Source organism: Serratia sp. FDAARGOS_506 (assembly GCF_003812745.1).
Lineage (GTDB): Bacteria > Pseudomonadota > Gammaproteobacteria > Enterobacterales > Enterobacteriaceae > Serratia.
Map to the genome: position 1 here is coordinate 3527628 of NZ_CP033831.1, position 18884 is coordinate 3546511.

At 60.4% G+C, this 18884-nt stretch carries 17 protein-coding genes; 6 read left to right on the top strand and 11 right to left on the bottom strand.

What is annotated here, in order from left to right; translation table 11 throughout:
• Positions 1-45: 45 nt before the first annotated feature.
• From EGY12_RS17175 to yebS, 8 genes are all read right to left on the bottom strand, one after another.
• Entirely contained in the window at positions 46-813 is a 768-nt protein-coding gene (locus EGY12_RS17175; protein ID WP_123894740.1) for a molecular chaperone, read from the bottom strand.
• Between the two features lie 21 nt (positions 814-834).
• Positions 835-1377: a spore coat U domain-containing protein gene (locus tag EGY12_RS17180; protein WP_123894741.1), complete on the bottom strand. Its 543-nt coding sequence runs from the start codon at positions 1375-1377 to the stop codon at positions 835-837.
• Positions 1371-1874: a spore coat U domain-containing protein gene (locus tag EGY12_RS17185; RefSeq protein WP_123894742.1), complete on the bottom strand. Its 504-nt coding sequence runs from the start codon at positions 1872-1874 to the stop codon at positions 1371-1373. Before EGY12_RS17185 ends, EGY12_RS17180 begins: the two co-directional genes overlap by 7 nt.
• 1 nt (position 1875) lies before the next feature.
• Positions 1876-2412 (bottom strand): spore coat protein U domain-containing protein, encoded by a 537-nt coding sequence (locus EGY12_RS17190; protein ID WP_046686938.1) that lies wholly within the window; start codon positions 2410-2412, stop codon positions 1876-1878.
• Between the two features lie 274 nt (positions 2413-2686).
• The gene (locus EGY12_RS17195) at positions 2687-3223 is read right to left on the bottom strand and encodes a spore coat protein U domain-containing protein (protein WP_123895621.1); all 537 of its coding nucleotides are present in this window, start codon (positions 3221-3223) and stop codon (positions 2687-2689) included.
• 272 nt (positions 3224-3495) lie between these two features.
• Positions 3496-4932, bottom strand: coding sequence for a 16S rRNA (cytosine(1407)-C(5))-methyltransferase RsmF (gene rsmF / locus EGY12_RS17200; protein ID WP_123894743.1), 1437 nt, complete (start codon positions 4930-4932; stop codon positions 3496-3498).
• Between the two features lie 101 nt (positions 4933-5033).
• A complete protein-coding gene (locus EGY12_RS17205) occupies positions 5034-7664 on the bottom strand; it encodes a PqiB family protein (protein WP_123894744.1) in 2631 nt (876 codons plus the stop codon).
• Positions 7633-8880 (bottom strand): membrane integrity lipid transport subunit YebS, encoded by a 1248-nt coding sequence (gene yebS / locus EGY12_RS17210; protein ID WP_123894745.1) that lies wholly within the window; start codon positions 8878-8880, stop codon positions 7633-7635. Before yebS ends, EGY12_RS17205 begins: the two co-directional genes overlap by 32 nt.
• A 254-nt stretch (positions 8881-9134) precedes the next feature.
• On the opposite strand from yebS, the gene EGY12_RS17215 reads away from it, so the two are divergent.
• The 5 genes from EGY12_RS17215 (at position 9135) to EGY12_RS17235 (ending at position 14650) form a co-directional block, all read left to right on the top strand.
• Positions 9135-9632, top strand: a complete 498-nt coding sequence (locus EGY12_RS17215) for a GAF domain-containing protein (RefSeq protein ID WP_123894746.1) — start codon at positions 9135-9137, stop codon at positions 9630-9632.
• A 96-nt stretch (positions 9633-9728) separates the two neighbouring features.
• Complete coding sequence (gene proQ, locus EGY12_RS17220; protein WP_033638287.1) at positions 9729-10439, top strand: RNA chaperone ProQ; 711 nt, start codon at positions 9729-9731, stop codon at positions 10437-10439.
• Between the two features lie 19 nt (positions 10440-10458).
• Complete coding sequence (prc, locus tag EGY12_RS17225) at positions 10459-12507, top strand: carboxy terminal-processing peptidase (protein ID WP_123894747.1); 2049 nt, start codon at positions 10459-10461, stop codon at positions 12505-12507.
• 310 nt (positions 12508-12817) lie between these two features.
• Complete coding sequence (htpX, locus tag EGY12_RS17230) at positions 12818-13696, top strand: protease HtpX (protein WP_033638291.1); 879 nt, start codon at positions 12818-12820, stop codon at positions 13694-13696.
• 246 nt (positions 13697-13942) lie between these two features.
• Positions 13943-14650 (top strand): hypothetical protein, encoded by a 708-nt coding sequence (locus EGY12_RS17235; protein WP_123894748.1) that lies wholly within the window; start codon positions 13943-13945, stop codon positions 14648-14650.
• 100 nt (positions 14651-14750) lie between these two features.
• On the opposite strand, the gene EGY12_RS17240 is transcribed toward EGY12_RS17235, so the two are convergent.
• Positions 14751-16145 carry an MFS transporter gene (locus tag EGY12_RS17240; protein ID WP_123894749.1) on the bottom strand — a complete coding sequence of 465 codons (1395 nt, stop codon included), beginning with the start codon at positions 16143-16145 and terminating at the stop codon, positions 14751-14753.
• A 230-nt stretch (positions 16146-16375) separates the two neighbouring features.
• Between EGY12_RS17240 and kdgR the strand changes: the two genes are divergently transcribed.
• The gene (kdgR, locus tag EGY12_RS17245; protein ID WP_123894750.1) at positions 16376-17167 is read left to right on the top strand and encodes a DNA-binding transcriptional regulator KdgR; all 792 of its coding nucleotides are present in this window, start codon (positions 16376-16378) and stop codon (positions 17165-17167) included.
• A 46-nt stretch (positions 17168-17213) separates the two neighbouring features.
• Here kdgR and EGY12_RS17250 read toward each other — a convergent pair whose 3' ends face one another.
• Together EGY12_RS17250 and phnU are read right to left on the bottom strand one after the other, a co-directional pair.
• Positions 17214-18017, bottom strand: coding sequence for an ABC transporter permease (locus EGY12_RS17250; RefSeq protein ID WP_123894751.1), 804 nt, complete (start codon positions 18015-18017; stop codon positions 17214-17216).
• Positions 18018-18019: 2 nt separating this feature from the next.
• Positions 18020-18883 carry a 2-aminoethylphosphonate ABC transporter permease subunit gene (phnU, locus tag EGY12_RS17255; protein ID WP_123894752.1) on the bottom strand — a complete coding sequence of 288 codons (864 nt, stop codon included), beginning with the start codon at positions 18881-18883 and terminating at the stop codon, positions 18020-18022.
• Between the last annotated feature and the right edge of the window lies 1 nt (position 18884).

Sequence of the window (18884 nt, forward strand, 5' to 3'; positions counted from 1 at the left end):
CCGCGGGTGGCCGGCGAGAAGTTCCGCTTCACCTGCGTCTCAGGTTTAGTAAGACGGGATGGTTACGGGTTGCTTGTTGTCGTTGACCATCGCCTGCAGCTTGCCGGCAGCGAAACTGCCCGAAGGCGGCAGAGCGAAGCGCATTTGCGAACCCGGCAGTACATAACCCAGCAGCCCGTTGTTGAGCGGCTTACCCTGGATGCTGACCTGCGACAGGCGAGCATGCACGATGCCGTCGTTGCGCACGTCGAGCCAGCGCTGGCTGTTTTGTTGCAGCAGCCGGTAGCTGAGCTTCGGCTGGTTGGCGGTGGCATAGTCGCGCGGGTGTTCGAAGTCTTGCTTGGTCCAGACGCCTTTGCCGCTGACGAACAGCGGCACCGAATAACGCATCTGGAATTTCAACCCCATCTGCGCGCCCTTGTCTGGCGCCGCGCCGTCTTTATCCTTGATTGGCACTTCGTCAACCAGTATTCGGTAAGCCCGTTCTTGCCCGGCGGCGACCGGGGTCTGCTTAATCAGGCGAATCAGCTGGCGTTTGCCGGGAAGAATGGTGGCGACCGGCGGGCTGGCGACCACTTCGCTCTGGTTGCGGTAGTCGTCCTTACCGCCGGTTTGTTGCCAGCCGAGCACGCGGATCTGCATATAGACCGGTTTGCTGTCGCGGTTTTCCAGCCACAGGGCCGTCGCCTGCTGGTTGTCTTCAATCGCCGGATCGATAGGCCAAATCAGAATGGAGGCGGCGGCGAAGGCCTGCGATTGACCGGCTAACAGCAATCCTGCCAGCAGGGGCAGGCGAAGCAGAGTACTACGCATAATGTAATCCTTTTTAAAAGCTCAATAACTCACCGTCACTAAGACCGTATCGTTGTAGGTGCCGCTGGTGGGCAAGGTGTTGCTCGCCATTAAACTGGCGTAGATTTTTATTTCTTGCGTGCCGCCGGTAGAGGAGACGGTTTGGACGGCACCGCCGTTGCCGCCGTCGCCCCACACAACGGCGTAGTTGGCATCCTGGTAGAGCTGGTACACCAGCGTTTCCGAGGTCACCGAGTTCAACAGTTTTCGCCCGCCGGCGATGGAGCCGGTGACGTTATTGCCGACGTTCAACCCCAGGGTGACGCTGAGCCCAGGATTGCAGCGGATCAAAATGGAGCCGGCGCCGGCGCTCGAGACGATTTTTATCGGACTGCTCAAGGACGCCACCTGGCCGAAGCTCATGCTGCCGAACGAGGTAACGTTGGTGACGCCGCTGCCGAGCACACAGCCTTTGATGATCGAAGCGTTGACCGTGAAGCCCTGGCTGACGGTATCGGCACGGGCCGTCGGGGCGCCGATCAGCGCCGCCAGCAGCAGGGTACGCAGCGTTCCTTTAATCACCAATTTATCGTCACCTGTACCGTATCCGTATAGGCGCCCGTCGCCGGTGTCGCCTGCGCCGGGATCAGGCCGTACACCGGCAGCCAGACGCTTTGACCGGTGGCGGTTTGCGTTACGCCGGTGACGTTATCCCAGACGGTGGCGTAGCTGGCGCTGGTATACAGGTTGTAGTTCACGCGTGCGCCCGCCGCGCTTTGCAGATAGCGCGCAGCGGTATTGCCACTCTGTCCGCCGCTGAGCAGCACCGTGTAACTGGTGCCGTTGTTGCAGTTGATCTGCAGTGCGCCGGCATTTGCCTGGCCGGTTACCTTTATCGCCGTATTGAGGAAATAAACCGTGCCGAAGTTGAAGGTGCCGAACGTGGTGTTGCCGCCGCTGGTGGTGCCGGCGACGCAGGACTTGACCAAGGTGGCGCTGACGCCCACCGTCGCAGTGCTGACGTCAGCGCGGCAAACGCCCGCCAACGACAGCAGCATGCAGGTGACGGTCAGGCGCGTCATGCTACCAGGTGACGGTCATGGTGACGGTATCGCTGTACGCGCCGGCGGCCGGGGTGGTGCCCGCCGCGGGTACCAGACCGTAGACGATCAGCGGTACCGCCGAGCCGGTGCCGGTGCCGGTCAGCACGCCGGTGGTGCTGTTCCACGGCACTGCGTGGGCGCTGTCCTGGTAGAGGTTATAGCTGATGTAGGCGGGTACGCTGCTGGCCATGCGCCGCTGGCTGCCGGAGGCATTGAGGCCGTTGTCCAGCGCCACGGTGTAGTTGGTGCCGGTGGTGCAGTTCAGACCCAGCGTGCCAGTGCCGCCGCTGCCGGTGGCGCTGGCGGTGATGACGTTAGCCAGCGAGGAGTAGGTGCCGAAGCTGATGGAGCCGAAGTTGTTGGTGGTGCCCGAGCTGTTGCCGCCGGTAACGACGCAGCCGGCGCCGATGGTCAGAGTCACGCCCAGCGTGCCCTGAATGGTGCCTGCCGCGAAGGCGGCGCCAGAGGTGCACAGCAGGGCCGCTGCCGAGGTTAATGCCGCCAGAGTCTTTTTCATCATGGTTCCTTGCCGTAGTAGAGAAGCCTGCCAAAAAGCCCGAAAAATGAGTCAAATGCATTAATCTATTCACAGATTAATTAATAGAATAATAATGGGGGAATGTCTTGGCGAAAGATTAAAAACTTTATTTATTTTTAAGCGAGATCGCAGGTTGGAGGCGGCGAAAAACATCAGGGGTGATCATGTTATTGAATAATCATAGGGTTGATGGAAATATTATTGCATTAATGAATAAGGAGCGCCGTGGTGGCGCCCCCGTTGTCGGTGAGCATCACCAGGTCACGGTCATGGTGACGGTATCGCTGTACACGCCTGCCGCCGGGGTAGTGCCCGCGGCGGGCACCAGACCGTAGACGATCAATGGCACCGCCGAGCCGGTGCCGGTGCCGGTCAGCACGCCGGTGGTGCTGTTCCATGGCACGGCGTGGGCACTGTCTTGGTAGAGATTATAGTTGATGTAAGCGGGCACACCGCTGGCCATCCGCCGCTGGCTACCGGTAGCGTTGAGGCCATTGTCCAGCGCCACGGTGTAGTTGGTGCCAGTGGTGCAATTCAGCCCCAAGGTGCCGCTGCCGCCGCTGCCGGTGGCGCTGGCGGTGATGACGTTAGCCAGCGACGAGTAGGTGCCGAAGCTGATGGAACCAAAGTCATTGGTAGTGCCGGCACTGTTGCCGCCGGTGACCACGCAGCCGGCGCCGATGGTGATCGTCACACCTACCGTGCCCTGAATAGTGCCCGCTGCGCTGGCTGTGCCACTGATGCACAGCAGAGGTGCTAACGAGATAAAAACCAGCAGAGTTTTTTTCATCATGATTCCTTGCCGTGTCAGAGAAAGCCCGCAAAAACGCCACCCAGAGCTGAGTTGAACGCATTAATTTACTTACATTTAAATTAATAGGATAAGAACGCGAAATTGTCTTGATTAAAGGCTAAAAACTTTTTTCTCTATTGGCGGGGAAATACCGGCGGGGAGGCGTAATAGTGCAACTTAGAAATGATTAGAATAATAACGAATGGTGATAGGAATATTATTAGCGTTATTTTGGCGCCGGGGAGTGCGGTTCCCCGGCACCGAATCGATTACTGGTGAAAATCCAACGCGCCGTCGCGCACCAGCTCGCGGGGCAGGTTGTTCTTGATGCGGCTGCCGATGCGCTTGGCGATGCCCAGCGGTTGCCCTTGGTAGGTGACGATGCACTCATCGCCTGCCGGCGGCTGTTCTGGATAGAGATCGCGGCCGTGATACCACTCCTGCGCCAGCGCGGCGTCCAGCTCGAAATGTGGTTTGCCGCCGGTGCCGGCCAGCGCGATCGCCGCCTCGTGCTGCCAGCGGAAACCTTTCGGGAAACGTTCCGCCAGTTTGAGGCCGATACGTGAGAAGCGCACCTTGCCGAACAGCGGTTCCAGCTCGGCCGGGAACAGCCAGATCTCCTTGTCGCGCTCCCACAGCCGGCTGTCATCGCCCCAGGTTAGGCCGGATGCGGCGGCGGCTTGGGCGACCAGCGCCGCCTCTTTGCCGGACAGCGGGCTGAACGGGAATTTACCCACCTTGTAGGTCGGCTTCGCCAACGGCGCCACGGCGCGCTGTTTGCGCAGGCGGGCGACGAAAAAGCCTTCGCTGTCGTAAATCTGCGGGAAGACGTGCAGGAAGCCTTCGGCGGTCAGCGCTTTGTCGGCGCCGGGGAACAGCTCACCCAGCGGCTCGACGCTGACCGCGTCACCGTAGGTGTTCAGCAGCCAACGCACCACCTGCTGGTTTTCCTGCGCATTGAGTGTGCAGGTGGAGTAAACCATCACGCCGCCCGGTGCCAGCGCATGAAACGCGCTGTCGATCAGTTCGCGTTGGGTGGCGGCGATCTCGGCCACGCTCTGTGGCGACCAGTTGCTCATGGCGTCCGGATCCTTGCGTACCACGCCTTCGCCGGAGCAGGGGGCATCGAGCAGAATGGCGTCGAAGCTCTCCGGCAGTGCGGCGCCGAACACCCGGCCGTCGAAGTGGGTCAGCGCGACGTCCTTCACGCCGCAGCGGCTGATATTGGCGTGCAGCACTTTTACCCGGCTGGCGGAATATTCGTTGGCGACGATGCCGCCCTGATTGCTCATCAACGCGGCGATCTGGGTGGTTTTGGAGCCTGGCGCCGCCGCCACGTCCAGCACCCGATTCGGCGTTGTGCCGCCCGCGAACAGTGCGCTGACCGGTAGCATCGAACTGGCCTCCTGAATGTAGAACAGGCCGCTCAGGTGTTCGGCGGCGCTGCCCAGGCGCAGTTCTTCATCGTCGCGCTCGATCCAGAACCCTTCCGCGCACCAGGGGATGGGCTCCAGTCGCCAGTCGTAATCCTGCACCAGCGCCAGGAAGTCAGCGACGCTGATTTTCAACGTGTTGACACGCAAGCTGCGGCGCAGCGGACGCTGGCAAGCGGCGATAAAATCTTCCATCGCCAGCTCGGCGGGCATGATGGCGCGGGTGGCGTCAAGGAAAGCGGGGGGCAGAAAAACGGCGGTGGATTTGGCCACGGGGCGAACTCTCAGAATGCAATAAAGACAAGGACGAGAGTTTATCACAAAGCGGAAAAAAACAGGGCCCGGCAATGCCGGGCCCTGAGGAAACGCGAAATTTAATCGCGAGGAATGGCGGTGCCCCAGGTTTTCCAGTCCTTCGGCTCTTCCGGATTCAGCAGGAAGTGTTTGTTCGGCGTGGCTTTCGGCGCCAGCGGTATGGTCGGCGGCGTGGCGAAGGCGATACCGCCGCGGATGAACTGCTGGAAGGTGCCGCTCTTGATCACGCCACCGGTCAGGCCGAACTGCAGGTTGTACCCTGAAGCCAGCCAGAACACGCTGTTGTTGCGCACCAGATGCTGGTACTTCTTGCTGATGCGCAGCGCGACGTGCACGCGGTCGGACATGGCGCCAAGGTAGAAGCCGGTGATGGTGCCGACCTCCACGCCGCGGAACAGCACCGGCGTACCGATTTGCAGCGAGCCGGTTTCGGCGGCATCGAGCACCACGCTCAGGCCGTCGAGATAGCGTGAGTCGGTGATGCTGGCTTGTTGCAGCTCGAAGGTGCGCAGCTCGCGGCCGCGCCCCGGCTCCACGTTGATATAAGGCTGGAGCAGGGTATCGAGGTTGCTGACGCCGGCGGCGGAGATCTCCGGCGAAACGATCGAGAAGCGGCTGCCCAAGCGTGCGAAGGTCTGCACGTATTCCGGATACAGCACCGCTTTGGCCAACACTTCGTTGCGCTCCGGCGCCAGCTGCAGTGACTCCACCTGGCCGACGTCGATACCGAGGTAGCGCAGCGGCATGCCCGCAGACAGCTTGCTGGCATCGTAGGTTCTCAACGTGATTTGGCTGCCCACCGCGCGTGCGGCGGTTTCGCTGGCGTACAGCACGCGGTTGGCGCCCTTGTTGAGCGTCACGCCCTGCAGGTTGTCGAAGCTGATGGCGCCTTTCAGCGCGCGGTTAAGCGGCGAAGCCTGCACCGTCAGCCCGCTGCCGTTGAGCTGCACCTTGGCGCCGCCTTCGGCCCAGAAGATGCTTTCGCGGGTCAGCAGCTTGCGGTATTCCGGGCTGATGTAGACGTCTACCTCAAACTCGTTGGCTTTCGGCCGAACGTTGACGATTTCGCCCACCTGGAATTTGCGATACAGCACCACCGAGCCGGCCTGCACATCCGGCAGGCTGGTGGCGCTGAGGGTCAGGGTGGTGGCAGGGGCGTTGCCGACGATGCCTTCCTCGGCTTTTTCGCTGTTGGCGTACAGCGGGTATTGGCCGCCCGGTTCCCCCTTGCTGCCGGGAATAATGCGCACGCCGCCGTCTACCCACTCCTGAGCGCTGGCGCCGAGCACTTCCATGCCGTCGATGCCCAGCTTGACGTCGAGGCGGCTGTTGACCACGAATTTGCTGTCTTTGTGCAGCAGGCCGCGGTATTGGGCGTCGATGGCGGCGGTGAATACCACGCCGCCGGCGGTCAGGGTGCGGCTCAGGATCTGGCCGACTTTCACGCCGTGCACCACCAGTGGCTGCCCGACGTCGATACCGTAGCTTTGCGGCGCATTCAGCGTGACGGTCAGCACGCCAGGCTGTTGCAACAGCGTTTCGCTGCTGTCCAGCACGTTGAAGCGCTGCTGCGGTTCGCCTTCACCCGGCACCAGTTCCAGCGTGGTGCCGGTCAGCAGTTGGCTGAGCTTGGCGTCGTTGAGGCTGATGCGCGGGCTGCGCATCACGATGCGGGTGCCGCTGCGCATCAGATCGACCACCGAAGGATCGATGGTCAGTTCACCGACCACTTTACTGTCCTGCTGCAACGTCAGCTTGGTCAGGGTGCCTACCTGCAGCCCCTGGTACATCAGCGGCGTGCGGTTTTCACTCAGGTTGTTGCCGCTAGGCAGATCCAGCAGGATATTGACGCCGCGCTGGCTGTGGGCCAGATCCGGATACAGGGTATAGTTCTGATCCCCTTTGGCCTGCTGGCCGTCGGCCGGCGAATCGAAGGCGATGGCGCCGTTGACCAGCGCCGCCAGGCTCTCCATCTGTACCGTGGCGCCGGACAGGCTGAAATCGCCCTTGAAGCCGGAGACGTTCCAGAAGCGGCTGCTGTTTTTCACCAGATGGGCGAAGCGGCGGTCGATCAGCACGTCGATGGTCACGCCCTTGTTGCCTTCGCTGATGGTGTAGTCGTATACCTTGCCGACCGGGATTTTACGGTAGTAGACCAGCGAGCCGCTGTTGAGCGAGCCCAGATCGTCGGCGTGCAGGTGGATCATCAGCTCGCCGGTGTTCAGGCGGTATTTCGGCTGGGTATCGAGCGCGGCGAAGTGGGTTTGCGCCTTGCCGCTGCCGGGCATCATGCCGATATAGTTGCCGCCGACCAGCGCATCGAGCCCGGAGACCCCGGCCAGCGAGGCCTTGGGGGTCACCAGCCAGAATTGGGTGCCTTCGCGCAGCGAGTCCTCCAGATCGCTTTTGATGCTGGCTTCCACCACGATGCTGCGCAGATCCTTGCTCAGGCTGATCTTTTGCACCGTGCCGACGTCAACTCCCTGGTAGCGCACCGGCGTGCGGCCGGCGACGATGCCCGCCGCCGATTGGAAATCGATGGTGACCGTGGTGCCGCGTTCCTGGAAATTGTTGTAGACCAGCCACCCGGCGATCAGCAGGGCGATGAACGGCAGTAACCAGAACGGTGAAATGCGGCGCTTGTTCTTGACCCGCGCTTCAGTCGGTGTAGTCGGCGTTTCCTGTTGCATGTGCATCCCAAATCAATCGGCTATCGAGCCATTCAACGGCAAGAATAGTCAAAATGACCGCCGAGCCAAAGTAAAACGCGGCCGGTCCCATAGTAAAAGATAACAGCTGGTCGCGGTTTACCAGCGACATCATCAAGGCGATAACGAACAGATCCAGCATCGACCAGCGGCCGATCCAGGTGACCAGGCGCAGCAGACGAATACGCGTCTTCAGGCTGTGCGAGGTTTTGAAGTGGATACTCAACAATAGCGTGATCAGCACGATCACCTTGGTAAAGGGCACCAGCACACTGGCGATAAACACGATGGCGGCGATCGGCACGTTGCCGGAGGTGGCCAATGAGACCACGCCGGAGAAAATAGTGTCTTCCAGCCGCGCGCCGTTGGCGTAAATGATGGAAATCGGCAGCAGGTTGGCCGGTATCAGCAGGATCATCGCCGCGATCAGCGCCGCCCAGGTTTTTTGCAGGCTGTAAGGCTGGCGGTGGCACATCGGCACGTGGCAGCGCGGGCAGCGGCCGCGCGCGTCAGGGTAGCCGGTATAGTGACAGGACAGGCAAATATGCAGCGCTGCCGGTGGGCCTTCCGGCTGCTCCTGCGGATAGTAACGCTCCCACAGCTGCTCCAGGTTGGTGTGGATCAGCGTCAGGATGCTGAGCAGAGTGAGCGACAGATAGGCGATCAGCGCGCTGCCCGCCTGAATGTCGGCGTAATCCTGCACTTTGATCGCCGCCACCGCCATGCCGATCAGATAGATGTCCAGCATCACCCACTCTTTCAGTCGCTCCAGCATCAGCAGCACCGGGCGCAGGTTCATGCCGAGCGCATGGCCGAAGCGCAGGTAGAGCAGCGATAGCACCAGCGTCAGCGGGGCGCCGATGGTGCAAAATGCCACCATGCTGGCGGTGAGCGGATCGCCCTGGCGGCTCATCTGCCAGATGCCTTCCAGCAAACTGGCATCGATGCGCGTGCCGAGCAAACGAATGCTGATCAGGGGTTCGGTGAAGGCGAACGGCATCAGTAGCAGCATGGTAATCGCCATGGCGGTCAGCCGCGTCATCGACCAGTCGCGGCCGTGCACCACCTTGGCGTTGCAGCGCGGGCAATAGGCGGCCTGATTGCCGCTGAGCGGCGGCAGCACGAACAGCAGGTCGCACTCGCAGCAGCGTTGGTGGCGCGCTTTGGATAGGGGGGCGGTGATCGCGTGTATTTTCATTTTTGACAAGTCGCTGCCCTTGAGCCCGCCGGAACTGTCAGCGTAGCTGAAAAATAAACCGGCCGCGTCACCGGCGATCGGCGCCGGACGGTAAAACGAGGTAAACCGGGATTCTGAGCGGCAAACATACCCCGAGTGACAGGGTTTTGTGAAGCAACAGATGATTAACCTTGTGGCTATACGCATTTAATGCTTATTTTATAGGGCCTAAGCTTTGGGCTTCTGGCCATCTTCACTGTTTCAATGGTTATCACATGACAAAAGAACAATTCTACGCGGAATTAAAACGTGACCTGAGCGCGTTGCTCGGCGGGGAGACCAACTTTATCGCGGCGCTGTCCAACGCCAGCGCGTTGATCAACGAGCGTCTGGATGACGTGAACTGGGCCGGTTTCTATCTGATGGATGGCGACCAGCTGGTGCTGGGGCCGTTCCAGGGTAAGATCGCCTGCGTGCGCATCCCGGTGGGTAAGGGCGTGTGCGGTACGGCGGTGGCGGAAAATCGCGTGCAGCGCGTCGGCGACGTGCATGCGTTCCCGGGCCATATCGCCTGCGATGCGGCCAGCAATGCGGAAATTGTGCTGCCGCTGTCGGTTGGCGGCCGGGTGATCGGCGTTTTGGACATCGACAGCACGGTTTATCAACGCTTCGACGAACAGGATGAAGCGGGCCTGAAAGCAGTGGTGGCGGGGCTTTGTGAACAACTGGAACAGTGCGACAGTGCGAAATATGTGACTGTAGCGGCAAGTTGATCGACGGTTAACGTGGCAATTACCGATGGCGTCATTATAATGACGCCTGTTCATGCCTGTGGCTTGTTGGCAATACCGTTGTAATCAGGAAATTTCATGGAAAATCAACCTAAGTTGAACTCTAGTAAAGAAGTCATTGCTTTTCTTGCCGAGCGTTTTCCGCTCTGCTTTAGCGCCGAAGGCGAAGCTCGTCCGCTGAAAATCGGTATTTTTCAGGATTTGGTAGAGCGCGTGCAGGGGGAAGAGAATCTCAGCAAAACGCAATTGCGTTCTGCCCTGCGCCTGTACACCTCAAGCTGGCGTTACCTGTACGGCGTCAAAGTTGGCGCGCAGCGCGTCGATCTGGACGGCAATCCGTGCGGTGAACTGGAACAGCAGCATGTCGATCATGCTCGCCAGCAGCTTGAAGAAGCCAAAGCGCGCGTTCAGGCACAGCGTGCCGAACAAAACGCCAAAAAACGTGAAGCCGCCGGTGAGTCCGCCGATGCCGCGCCACGCCGTCCGCGCCCAGCCGGTAAAAAGCCTGCTGCACGTCGCGAAGGCGGAGCCGCGCCGGAAAACCGCAAGCCGCGCCCACAAACTCGCCCACAGCCAGCTCGTCAACCTCGTGCAGCAAAAGAGGAAAACCAGCCGCGTTATGCGCCAGTCACGGATATCTCTAAACTGCAAATTGGCCAGGAAATCAAAGTCAGAGCAGGCAAGAGCGCGATGGATGCTACCGTACTCGAAATCGCTAAAGATGGCGTACGTGTGCAGCTCTCTTCCGGTCTGGCGATGATTGTGCGCGCAGAACACTTGCAGTTCTGATACGGAGGCCAACCAAGGCATGAACAAATTCGTCAGATTAACAGCGATTGCAGGGCTGCTGTGGGCGGGTGTCAGTTACGGTGCGGAAACAGCCAACATCCGCATTAGTCAACTGCCCCAACTGCAACAGGAACCCCAGCACGCTACGGTGAGTGAGCGCGTAACCTCGCGCTTCACTCGCTCTCATTACCGCCAGTTTGCCCTCGATGCGGAGTTTTCAGGCAAGATCTTCGATCGCTACCTGAACATGCTGGACTACAACCATAACGTGTTGCTGGCCTCCGACGTGGCGCAGTTCGCAGGCAAACGCAATCAGGTTGGCGAAGAGCTGAAAACCGGCAAGCTGGACACCTTCTACGCGCTGTTCAATCTGGCGCAGAAACGCCGTTTCGAGCGATACACCTATGCGTTGTCGCTGCTGGAAAAGCCGATGAACTTCACCGGCAACGGCACTATCGATCTCGACCGCAGCAAAGCGCCGTGGCCGAAAGACAAGGCTGAGCTGGATAGCCTGTGGGATGCGAAAGTCACCTATGACGAGCTGAACCTCAAGCTGACCGGCAAGACCGACAAAGAAATCCGCGACACGCTGACCAAGCGCTATCAGTTCGCCATCAAGCGCCTGACGCAAAGCAACAGCGAAGACGTCTTCCAACTGGCGATGAATGCCTTCGCGCATGAAATTGACCCGCACACCAATTATCTGTCTCCGCGCAACACCGAGCAGTTCAACACCGAGATGAGCCTGTCGCTGGAAGGCATCGGCGCGGTGTTGCAGATGGATGACGACTACACCCTGATCAACTCGATGGTGCCGGGCGGCCCGGCGGCGAAGAGCAAGGCGATCACCGTGGGCGATCGCATCGTCGGCGTCGGCCAGGCCGGCAAACCGATGGTGGACGTGATCGGCTGGCGTCTGGATGACGTGGTGTCGCTGATCAAAGGGCCGAAAGGCAGCAAGGTGCGCCTGGAGATCCTGCCGGCGGGCAAAGGCACCAAAACCCGCGTGGTCACCTTGACCCGCGAGCGCATTCGCCTGGAAGACCGCGCGGTGAAAATGACCATCAAGACCGTTGGCAAAGAGAAGGTGGCGGTATTCGACATCCCTGGCTTCTACGTCGGTCTGACCGATGACGTGAAAGTGCAGCTGCAGAAGATGGCCAAGCAGAACGTCAAGAGCGTGATCATCGATCTGCGCACCAACGGTGGCGGTGCGCTAACCGAAGCGGTGTCGCTGTCCGGCCTGTTCATTCCGAGCGGCCCGGTGGTGCAGGTGCGCGACAACAACGGCAAAGTGCGTGAAGACGCCGACACCGACGGCGTGACCTACTACAAAGGCCCGCTGGTGGTGCTGGTCGATCGCTTCAGTGCCTCCGCCTCCGAGATCTTCGCGGCGGCGATGCAGGATTACGGCCGCGCGCTGATCGTCGGCGAGCCGACCTTCGGTAAAGGCACCGTGCAGCAGTACCGTTCGCTGAATCGCATCTACGATCAGATGCTGCGCCCTGAGTGGCCGGCGCTGGGATCGGTGCAGTACACCATTCAGAAGTTTTACCGCGTCAACGGCGGCAGCACCCAGCGTAAAGGGGTGACCCCGGACATTCTGATGCCAACCGGTGTCGATCCGGCGGAAACCGGCGAAGCGTTTGAAGATAACGCCATGCCGTGGGACAGCATCAATGCGGCGACCTACAGCAAGACCGGCGATATGGCGCCGTTCGAGCCGGAGCTGCTGAAAGATCATCAGCAGCGCATCGCGCAGAATCCGGAGTTCCAGTACATCGCTCAGGATATCGCGCATTACAAGGCGCTGAAGGATAAACGCAACATCGTGTCCCTCAATCTGGCGGTGCGCGAGAAAGAGAACCACGATGACGATGCGACCCGTCTGAAACGCATCAACGAGCGCCTGGAACGTGCGGGCAAGAAGCCGCTGAAATCGCTCGACGATCTGCCGAAGGATTACCAGGAACCGGATCCGTACCTGGATGAAACCGTGCATATCGCGCTGGACCTGGCTCATCTGGAAAAGGATCAGCCCGCTCAGCAGCCAACGCCGGCCAAATAAGGCCGCGTTAGGCAGGATGAAAAACGCACCCTCGGGTGCGTTTTTTTATGGCGGCGTGAAGCCTCGGTTCCCTGCGGGGCGAATGGGCGCGGCGCTTATGCCCCGTCTGATAGATTTATCGTAAAAAACCCTCCGCCTTGCGCAACAATCGTTTACAATTTGCCAAATCCCGGTTGCGCGTCGTTTTTGTAAAGTTTCGTATTTTTAGTAGGTTAATGACGTGCGACTCTTGAAACTGTGACGAATGCCCATACGATCTAGGGTATCTTAGACAGCGTTTTGTTAACATTTATGAGGAAGTAAACATTTTATGATGCGTATAGCTCTGTTCCTGCTCACCAACCTGGCGGTGATGTTGGTTTTCGGGCTGGTGCTCAGCCTGACAGGAATCCAATCCAGTAGCGTTCAGGGCCTGATGATCATGGCCGGTCTGTTCGGCTTCGGCGGCGCTTTCGTGTCGTTGCTGATGTCCAAGTGGATGGCGCTGCGCTCCGTCGGCGGGGAAGTGATTGAACAACCGCGTAACGAAACCGAAAACTGGCTGCTGGAAACGGTACGCCGTCAGTCGCAGCAGGCGGGTATCGCCATGCCGCAGGTCGCTATCTACCATGCGCCGGACATCAACGCCTTCGCCACCGGCGCACGCCGCGACGCCTCGCTGGTCGCCGTCAGCACCGGCCTGTTGCAGAGCATGAGCCGCGACGAAGCGGAAGCGGTCATCGCGCACGAAATCAGCCACGTCGCCAACGGCGATATGGTGACCATGACTCTGATTCAGGGCATCGTGAACACCTTCGTCATCTTCATTTCGCGCCTGATCGCACAGGTCGCCGCCGGTTTCCTGGGCAACCGCGATGGTGAAGGGGAAGGCAATGGCAACCCGATGATTTACTTTGCGGTGTCGATGGTGCTGGAATTGGTGTTCGGCATCCTGGCAAGCATCATCACTATGTGGTTCTCGCGTCACCGCGAATTCTACGCCGACGCCGGTTCCGCCAAGCTGGTGGGCCGCGAGAAGATGATCGCCGCCTTGCAGCGCCTGAAAACCAGCTACGAACCGCAGGAAGCGGGCAGCATGATGGCGTTCTGCATCAACGGCAAATCCAAGTCGTTCAGCGAGCTGTTCATGTCGCACCCGCCGCTCGACAAGCGCATCGAAGCGCTGCGTTCCGGCCAGTACCTGAAATAATCGGTTGAATGAAATGAAAAACCCCGGCTCGCCGGGGTTTTTTTACGGCATAACGAAATCGCTTTTTCAGGAGGAGGTTGCTGATTCAATCGTCAGATTTCGCGATTTGAATACGGCCTGTCCGCCTCTCGCGGTACGCTAGCCGCTGCAGGCTACCATGCTGCATTGGGTTTGCCCCTTCGCTTGCTTGGTTTGGGAAGCTCATGCTATATGCTTTGGCACCATAACGTCTGTCCCTGAGGCTCTATGAAAATCAACGCTATTCCCTTGCTCGGCTGTGATGAGGCGCTGGCGCGCCTTACCATATTGGCGGGCAGCATCGCCGATGCGTCTGCGGAGTTGTTAAACCGGAATCGTTACGATTCTGAACCGCCAGCTATTCGCTGGCATTCAGGCGACCTGCACCTCCCATCATTTTTCCCAGACGAGGACGACAGGCACGATTACGATTATCTGATCGTAGAGGGAAATTTGATCGTAGAGGGGTGCATGGCGGTGTCACCCCAGCAGGAGGATGGCGGCATCATTGTGCTGGGGCGGCTGCAGTCGGATACGCTGATTTGTTTTAGCGAGCTGCTCGTGCGTGACGATGCCCGCATACGCCATGCCTATTGCAGCTCAGGAAACGACGGCGCGTTTGTGGTGGGGGGAAATCTGGCCGTGCTCACCCTGGTAGAAACGGGGGAATTTATCCATGTACATGGCGATCTCGACGCGCGATGTCTCGCCTCATTGCAGAACTTCGTTCAGGTTGACGGAGAGACGCGCTGCGACTGTCGAATCGACAGCGCGCAGTCCGCTGAACCGATCACGCGCATGTTCGCTTCAGACCTGCTGAAGGCCTTTGAGGGGGAGGATAACGACGGCCAACACATTGTTGGCTGGTATCCGGATGACGATGCCTATTTAGCGTGTTTGCAACAAGGCCGCAGCCCTTTGAGGAGCGGCGACTGACGTCAAGTGCATCGCACCCGACGGGGCGTGATTCAGGCCGGCCGCATTGCTGGAACCGCCGGCTTTAGAATCGATGAGGTTTCGGCTGGTTTTATGGCCGCTATTTCACCTCGCGGCTTGGCTGCGCCGCCGGCGCCGTCGATTGGGTGATGCGCAGGCTGCTGACCGCCGCCGCCAGGGAGGCGAACACGCCGGCCAGGATCAGCGAAGCGTGGGTACCGGAGGTGGGGAACAGGTTGAACATCAACGCCACCAGTGCGGCCCCCGAGGTTTGTCCCAGCAGGCGAGCGGTGCCCAGCATGCCGCTGGCGCCACCGCTGCGGTTGCGCGGGGCGGCGGAAATGATGGTGTGATTGTTGGGCGACTGGAACAGGCCGAAGCCGGCGCCGCACAGCATCATGCGCCAGATGATGTCCAAATCCGATGGGGTCGCGGGCAGCAGCGCCAGCGAGAACAGCCCGAGCGCGAACACCGCCAGCCCGATGCAGCCCAGCAGGCCGGCATGTACGCGCTCCACCAGCCGGCCGGCGATCGGCGCCATCACCACAATCGCCAGCGGCCACGGCGTCAGCAGCAGCCCGGTCGCCACTTCGTTGCGGCCCAATGCGCTTTGCAGGAAGAACGGCAGCGACACCATCGCCAGCATTTGCGCGGCAAACGAGCAGATTGAGGTGCCCATCGACAGGGCAAAGATCGGGATGCGCAGCAGATCGACCGGCAGCAGCGGAAATTCCTGGCGCAGCTGGCGGCGCACGAACACCGCACCAATCGCCAGCAGTGCAGCGATCTCGCCGAAGATCAGCGTCAGGCTTTGGCCCTGGGCGAAGCCGCTGATGGCGGTGATCAGCAGGCCGAAGGTCAGCGCGTTCAGCACGGCGCTGGTGGGATCGAAACGGCGATTATCGCTTTTTTGGCCGTTGGCCGGCAGGAACTTCATGCCCAGCAGCAGTGCGACGATGCCGATCGGCAGGTTGATGGCGAACAGCCACTGCCAGGACGCGACCGACAGGATCGCCGCCGCCACCGTTGGCCCGGCCGCCGAGGAGCAGGCGACGATCAGCGAGTTGATGCCCATGCCGCGGCCGAGAAAACGTTGTGGATAGATGATGCGGATCAGCGCAGTGTTGACGCTCATGATGGCGGCGGCGCCAAAGCCTTGCAGCACGCGGGCGATAGTCAACGTGAGCAGTGAGTCGGACAGGGCGCAGAACAGCGAGGTGATGCTGAACACCAGCAACCCCGCCTGATAGATACGGCGATAGCCGACCAGATCGCCGAGTGACGCCAGCGACAGCAGAGACACGGTGATGGCCAGCTGATAGGCGTTAACCACCCAAATGGAGCTGGCCGGGCTGGCGTTGAGATCGCGCGCGATGGTGGGCAGCGCCACGTTGGCTATCGCGCCGTCGAGCACGGATACAGTAATGCCGAGGGCGATGGCGAGGATCGCCCCATAGCGTTGCGGGACGGGGAGGCCGTCGGAACAAGGACGCATGTTGGTCTCAGCGGTATTTATTCAGGGGAGTATTATCATGCTAATCATATTCGCCCGTGATTGCATTCCCCTTGTCCGCTTAATTGTAAACGGCGATGAGCAGCCGGCGGTTATCTATTTGGCTTCAATCGCTTAGCGTTCAGCTGCGTTGCGCGCCGCGATCTGTTCCGATTATACTGAAACCCTTGTTTAAATTTCCTGAAACAAATCCGTTAAGTAGGGTATTCACCATGGCTAACGCAGATTCAGACAAGCAACCGGATGCCGTCTCATCCGTGATGAAAGTGTTCGGCATTTTGCAGGCGCTCGGCGATGAGCGCGAAATTGGCATTACCGAACTGTCCCAGCGGGTGATGATGTCCAAAAGCACCGTCTACCGTTTTCTGCAAACCATGAAATCGCTGGGCTACGTCTCGCAGGAAGGCGAGACGGAAAAGTATGCGCTGACGCTCAAGCTGTTCGAGCTGGGCGCAAAATCGCTGCAGAATGTCGATCTGATCCGCAGCGCCGACGTACAGATGCGAGAGCTGTCGAACCGCACCCGCGAAACCATCCACCTCGGTGCCCTGGACGAGGACGGCATCGTCTATATCCACAAGATTGACGCAATGTACAACCTGCGCATGTATTCGCGCATCGGCCGCCGCAACCCGCTGCACAGCACCGCCATCGGTAAAGTGCTGCTGGCCTGGCGCGATCGGGATGAGGTGGCGCAGATCCTGTCGCAGATTGAATTTACCCGCAGCACCGAGCATACCCTGACCAGCGCCGCCGAACTGTTGCCGGTGCTGGAGCGGGTGCGCGAGCAGGGATACGGCGAAGATGCCGAGGAGCAGGAGGCGGGGATCCGCTGCATCGCGGTGCCGGTCTTCGATCGGTTCGGGGTGGCGATCGCCGGGCTGAGCCTCTCTTTCCCGACGCTGCGTTTTTCCGACGCGGCGCGGGAGGAGTATGTGGCGCTGCTGCACGTCGCCGCCCGGCGCATCAGTGAACAGCAGGGCTATCACGACTACCCGTTCTAACCCTTCGCTTCGATGAACAAGGTGCGGCCATGGCAGCGCCTTGTTGCTATTTTGCGCCCGGCGTCAGCCGCTGCGCAATCCGCTCCAGCACTAACATCAGCAGCAGCGTGGCCGCCACCAGGATCATGGTCAGCGTCGCGCCGTTGGCGATGCTGCCCCGATCGGTCAGGCTGAAGATGGTGACCGGCAGCGTCGCCCAGCTCGGTGGGTAGATCATCATGGTCGCGCCCAGCTCACCCATCGACAGCGACAGGCTGAGGGCGAAGGCGGAGATCATATAGGGGGCGATCATTGGCAGCGTAACGTGGCGCAGGCGGAACAGCGGCGAAGCGCCCAGGCTGGCCGCGACGTTCTCGTAGTCGCTCGACAGCCGGGTAAGCCCGGCCATCACGTTGCCGAAGGTGAACGCGGAAATCAGCACGAAATGGGCGACGGGCACGATCAGGAAGGTGCCGTTCATCTGCAGTGGCCCCTGGCTGAACGCCACCAGCATGCCTAAACCGATCGACACCGAAGGCACCGCGCTGGGTATGAAGAACAGCGTGCTCAGCAGGCGCTGGCCGCGCCCCTGATGGTGGCGCAGCGCCAACGCTGCCCAGGTGCCGCACAGCAGCGCGAACAGGCTGGCGCTGAAACCGATAACCAGGCTGGAGAACAGCGCGTCCCAGGAGGCGCCACCGAAGGCCTGGCGAAAATGACTGAGGGTGAAGCCGCTCGGCAACACGCCGTTCCACTGTTCGCTCAGGCTGGACATCAGGATCACTGCCAACGGCAGGCAGAAGAACAGGGCGAACAACGTGACCGCCAACGTACAGGTCAGGGTGCGGCCGGTGCGGGACCAAATCAACATCGTCAGTTCCTCAGCCCGGCGCGCGCCGCGGCGTAGCGGTAAAGGGAGAATAGCCCGAGCGACAGCGAGATATTCACGACGGCGATCGTGCAGGCGATGGCGTAATCCGACTCCAGTATTGCTTTGGAGTAGACCATCATCGGCAGTGTGGTGACGCCCTTGGCGCCGATAAACAACACGATGCCGAATTCATTGGTGGTCAACAGCAGGCATAGACTGCCGCCGGCCAGCAAGGCCGGCAGCGCGGCCGGCAAAATCACCTGGCGCACCACACGCCCCGGCCGGGCGCCGAGAATGCTGGCGGCCTCGAGCTGGCTGCGATCGATCTGCGACAGCGCCGCCATCAGCGGGCGCATCACCAGTGGCGTAAACACGGTGATTTCCGCCAGGATCACGCCCCAGATGGAGTAAAGAAAGTCCACCGGCGGCAGGGTAAAACCGAAGGTTGCCATCAGCGTGCCGTTCAGCAAGCCGGCAGAGCCGTAGATAAAGGTGAAGGCCAAGGTGATCAGGAAGGTCGGCATGGCGATAAAGGTATCGATCACCCGGGCGATCAGCCTGCTGCCGGGGAACGGCGTGAACACCAGCAGCAGCGACAGCAGGGTACCGAGCACCAGGCAGCCCAGCGTTGCCAGCAGCGCAATCTGCAGCGTGTTGAGCAGGGCGCCGATAAAGCGTCGGGATTCGAACACCTGTTGCAGTGCGGCGGTGCTGAACAGCCCCTGCTCGTCGGTAAATGCCTGTTTGACGATCAGCGCCAGCGGGTAGAAAAACAGCGTCGCCAGCACCAGCAGCGGCAACAGGATCCACAGTCGGCGCGGCAGCCGCAGCCGCTGGGCCGGGCGAATAAGCGTAGAGTCGGTCATG

What these genes read in the sequence shown, in the direction of transcription:
- EGY12_RS17175 (WP_123894740.1), bottom strand. Translation starts at nt 813, where the DNA reads ATGCGTAGTACTCTGCTTCGCCTGCCCCTGCTGGCAGGATTGCTGTTA.
- EGY12_RS17185 (WP_123894742.1), bottom strand. Translation starts at nt 1,874, where the DNA reads ATGACGCGCCTGACCGTCACCTGCATGCTGCTGTCGTTGGCGGGCGTT.
- EGY12_RS17190 (WP_046686938.1), bottom strand. Translation starts at nt 2,412, where the DNA reads ATGAAAAAGACTCTGGCGGCATTAACCTCGGCAGCGGCCCTGCTGTGC.
- EGY12_RS17195 (WP_123895621.1), bottom strand. Translation starts at nt 3,223, where the DNA reads ATGAAAAAAACTCTGCTGGTTTTTATCTCGTTAGCACCTCTGCTGTGC.
- EGY12_RS17205 (WP_123894744.1), bottom strand. Translation starts at nt 7,664, where the DNA reads ATGCAACAGGAAACGCCGACTACACCGACTGAAGCGCGGGTCAAGAAC.
- yebS (WP_123894745.1), bottom strand. Translation starts at nt 8,880, where the DNA reads ATGAAAATACACGCGATCACCGCCCCCCTATCCAAAGCGCGCCACCAA.
- EGY12_RS17215 (WP_123894746.1), top strand. Translation starts at nt 9,135, where the DNA reads ATGACAAAAGAACAATTCTACGCGGAATTAAAACGTGACCTGAGCGCG.
- proQ (WP_033638287.1), top strand. Translation starts at nt 9,729, where the DNA reads ATGGAAAATCAACCTAAGTTGAACTCTAGTAAAGAAGTCATTGCTTTT.
- prc (WP_123894747.1), top strand. Translation starts at nt 10,459, where the DNA reads ATGAACAAATTCGTCAGATTAACAGCGATTGCAGGGCTGCTGTGGGCG.
- htpX (WP_033638291.1), top strand. Translation starts at nt 12,818, where the DNA reads ATGATGCGTATAGCTCTGTTCCTGCTCACCAACCTGGCGGTGATGTTG.
- EGY12_RS17235 (WP_123894748.1), top strand. Translation starts at nt 13,943, where the DNA reads ATGAAAATCAACGCTATTCCCTTGCTCGGCTGTGATGAGGCGCTGGCG.
- EGY12_RS17240 (WP_123894749.1), bottom strand. Translation starts at nt 16,145, where the DNA reads ATGCGTCCTTGTTCCGACGGCCTCCCCGTCCCGCAACGCTATGGGGCG.
- kdgR (WP_123894750.1), top strand. Translation starts at nt 16,376, where the DNA reads ATGGCTAACGCAGATTCAGACAAGCAACCGGATGCCGTCTCATCCGTG.
- EGY12_RS17250 (WP_123894751.1), bottom strand. Translation starts at nt 18,017, where the DNA reads ATGTTGATTTGGTCCCGCACCGGCCGCACCCTGACCTGTACGTTGGCG.
- phnU (WP_123894752.1), bottom strand. Translation starts at nt 18,883, where the DNA reads ATGACCGACTCTACGCTTATTCGCCCGGCCCAGCGGCTGCGGCTGCCG.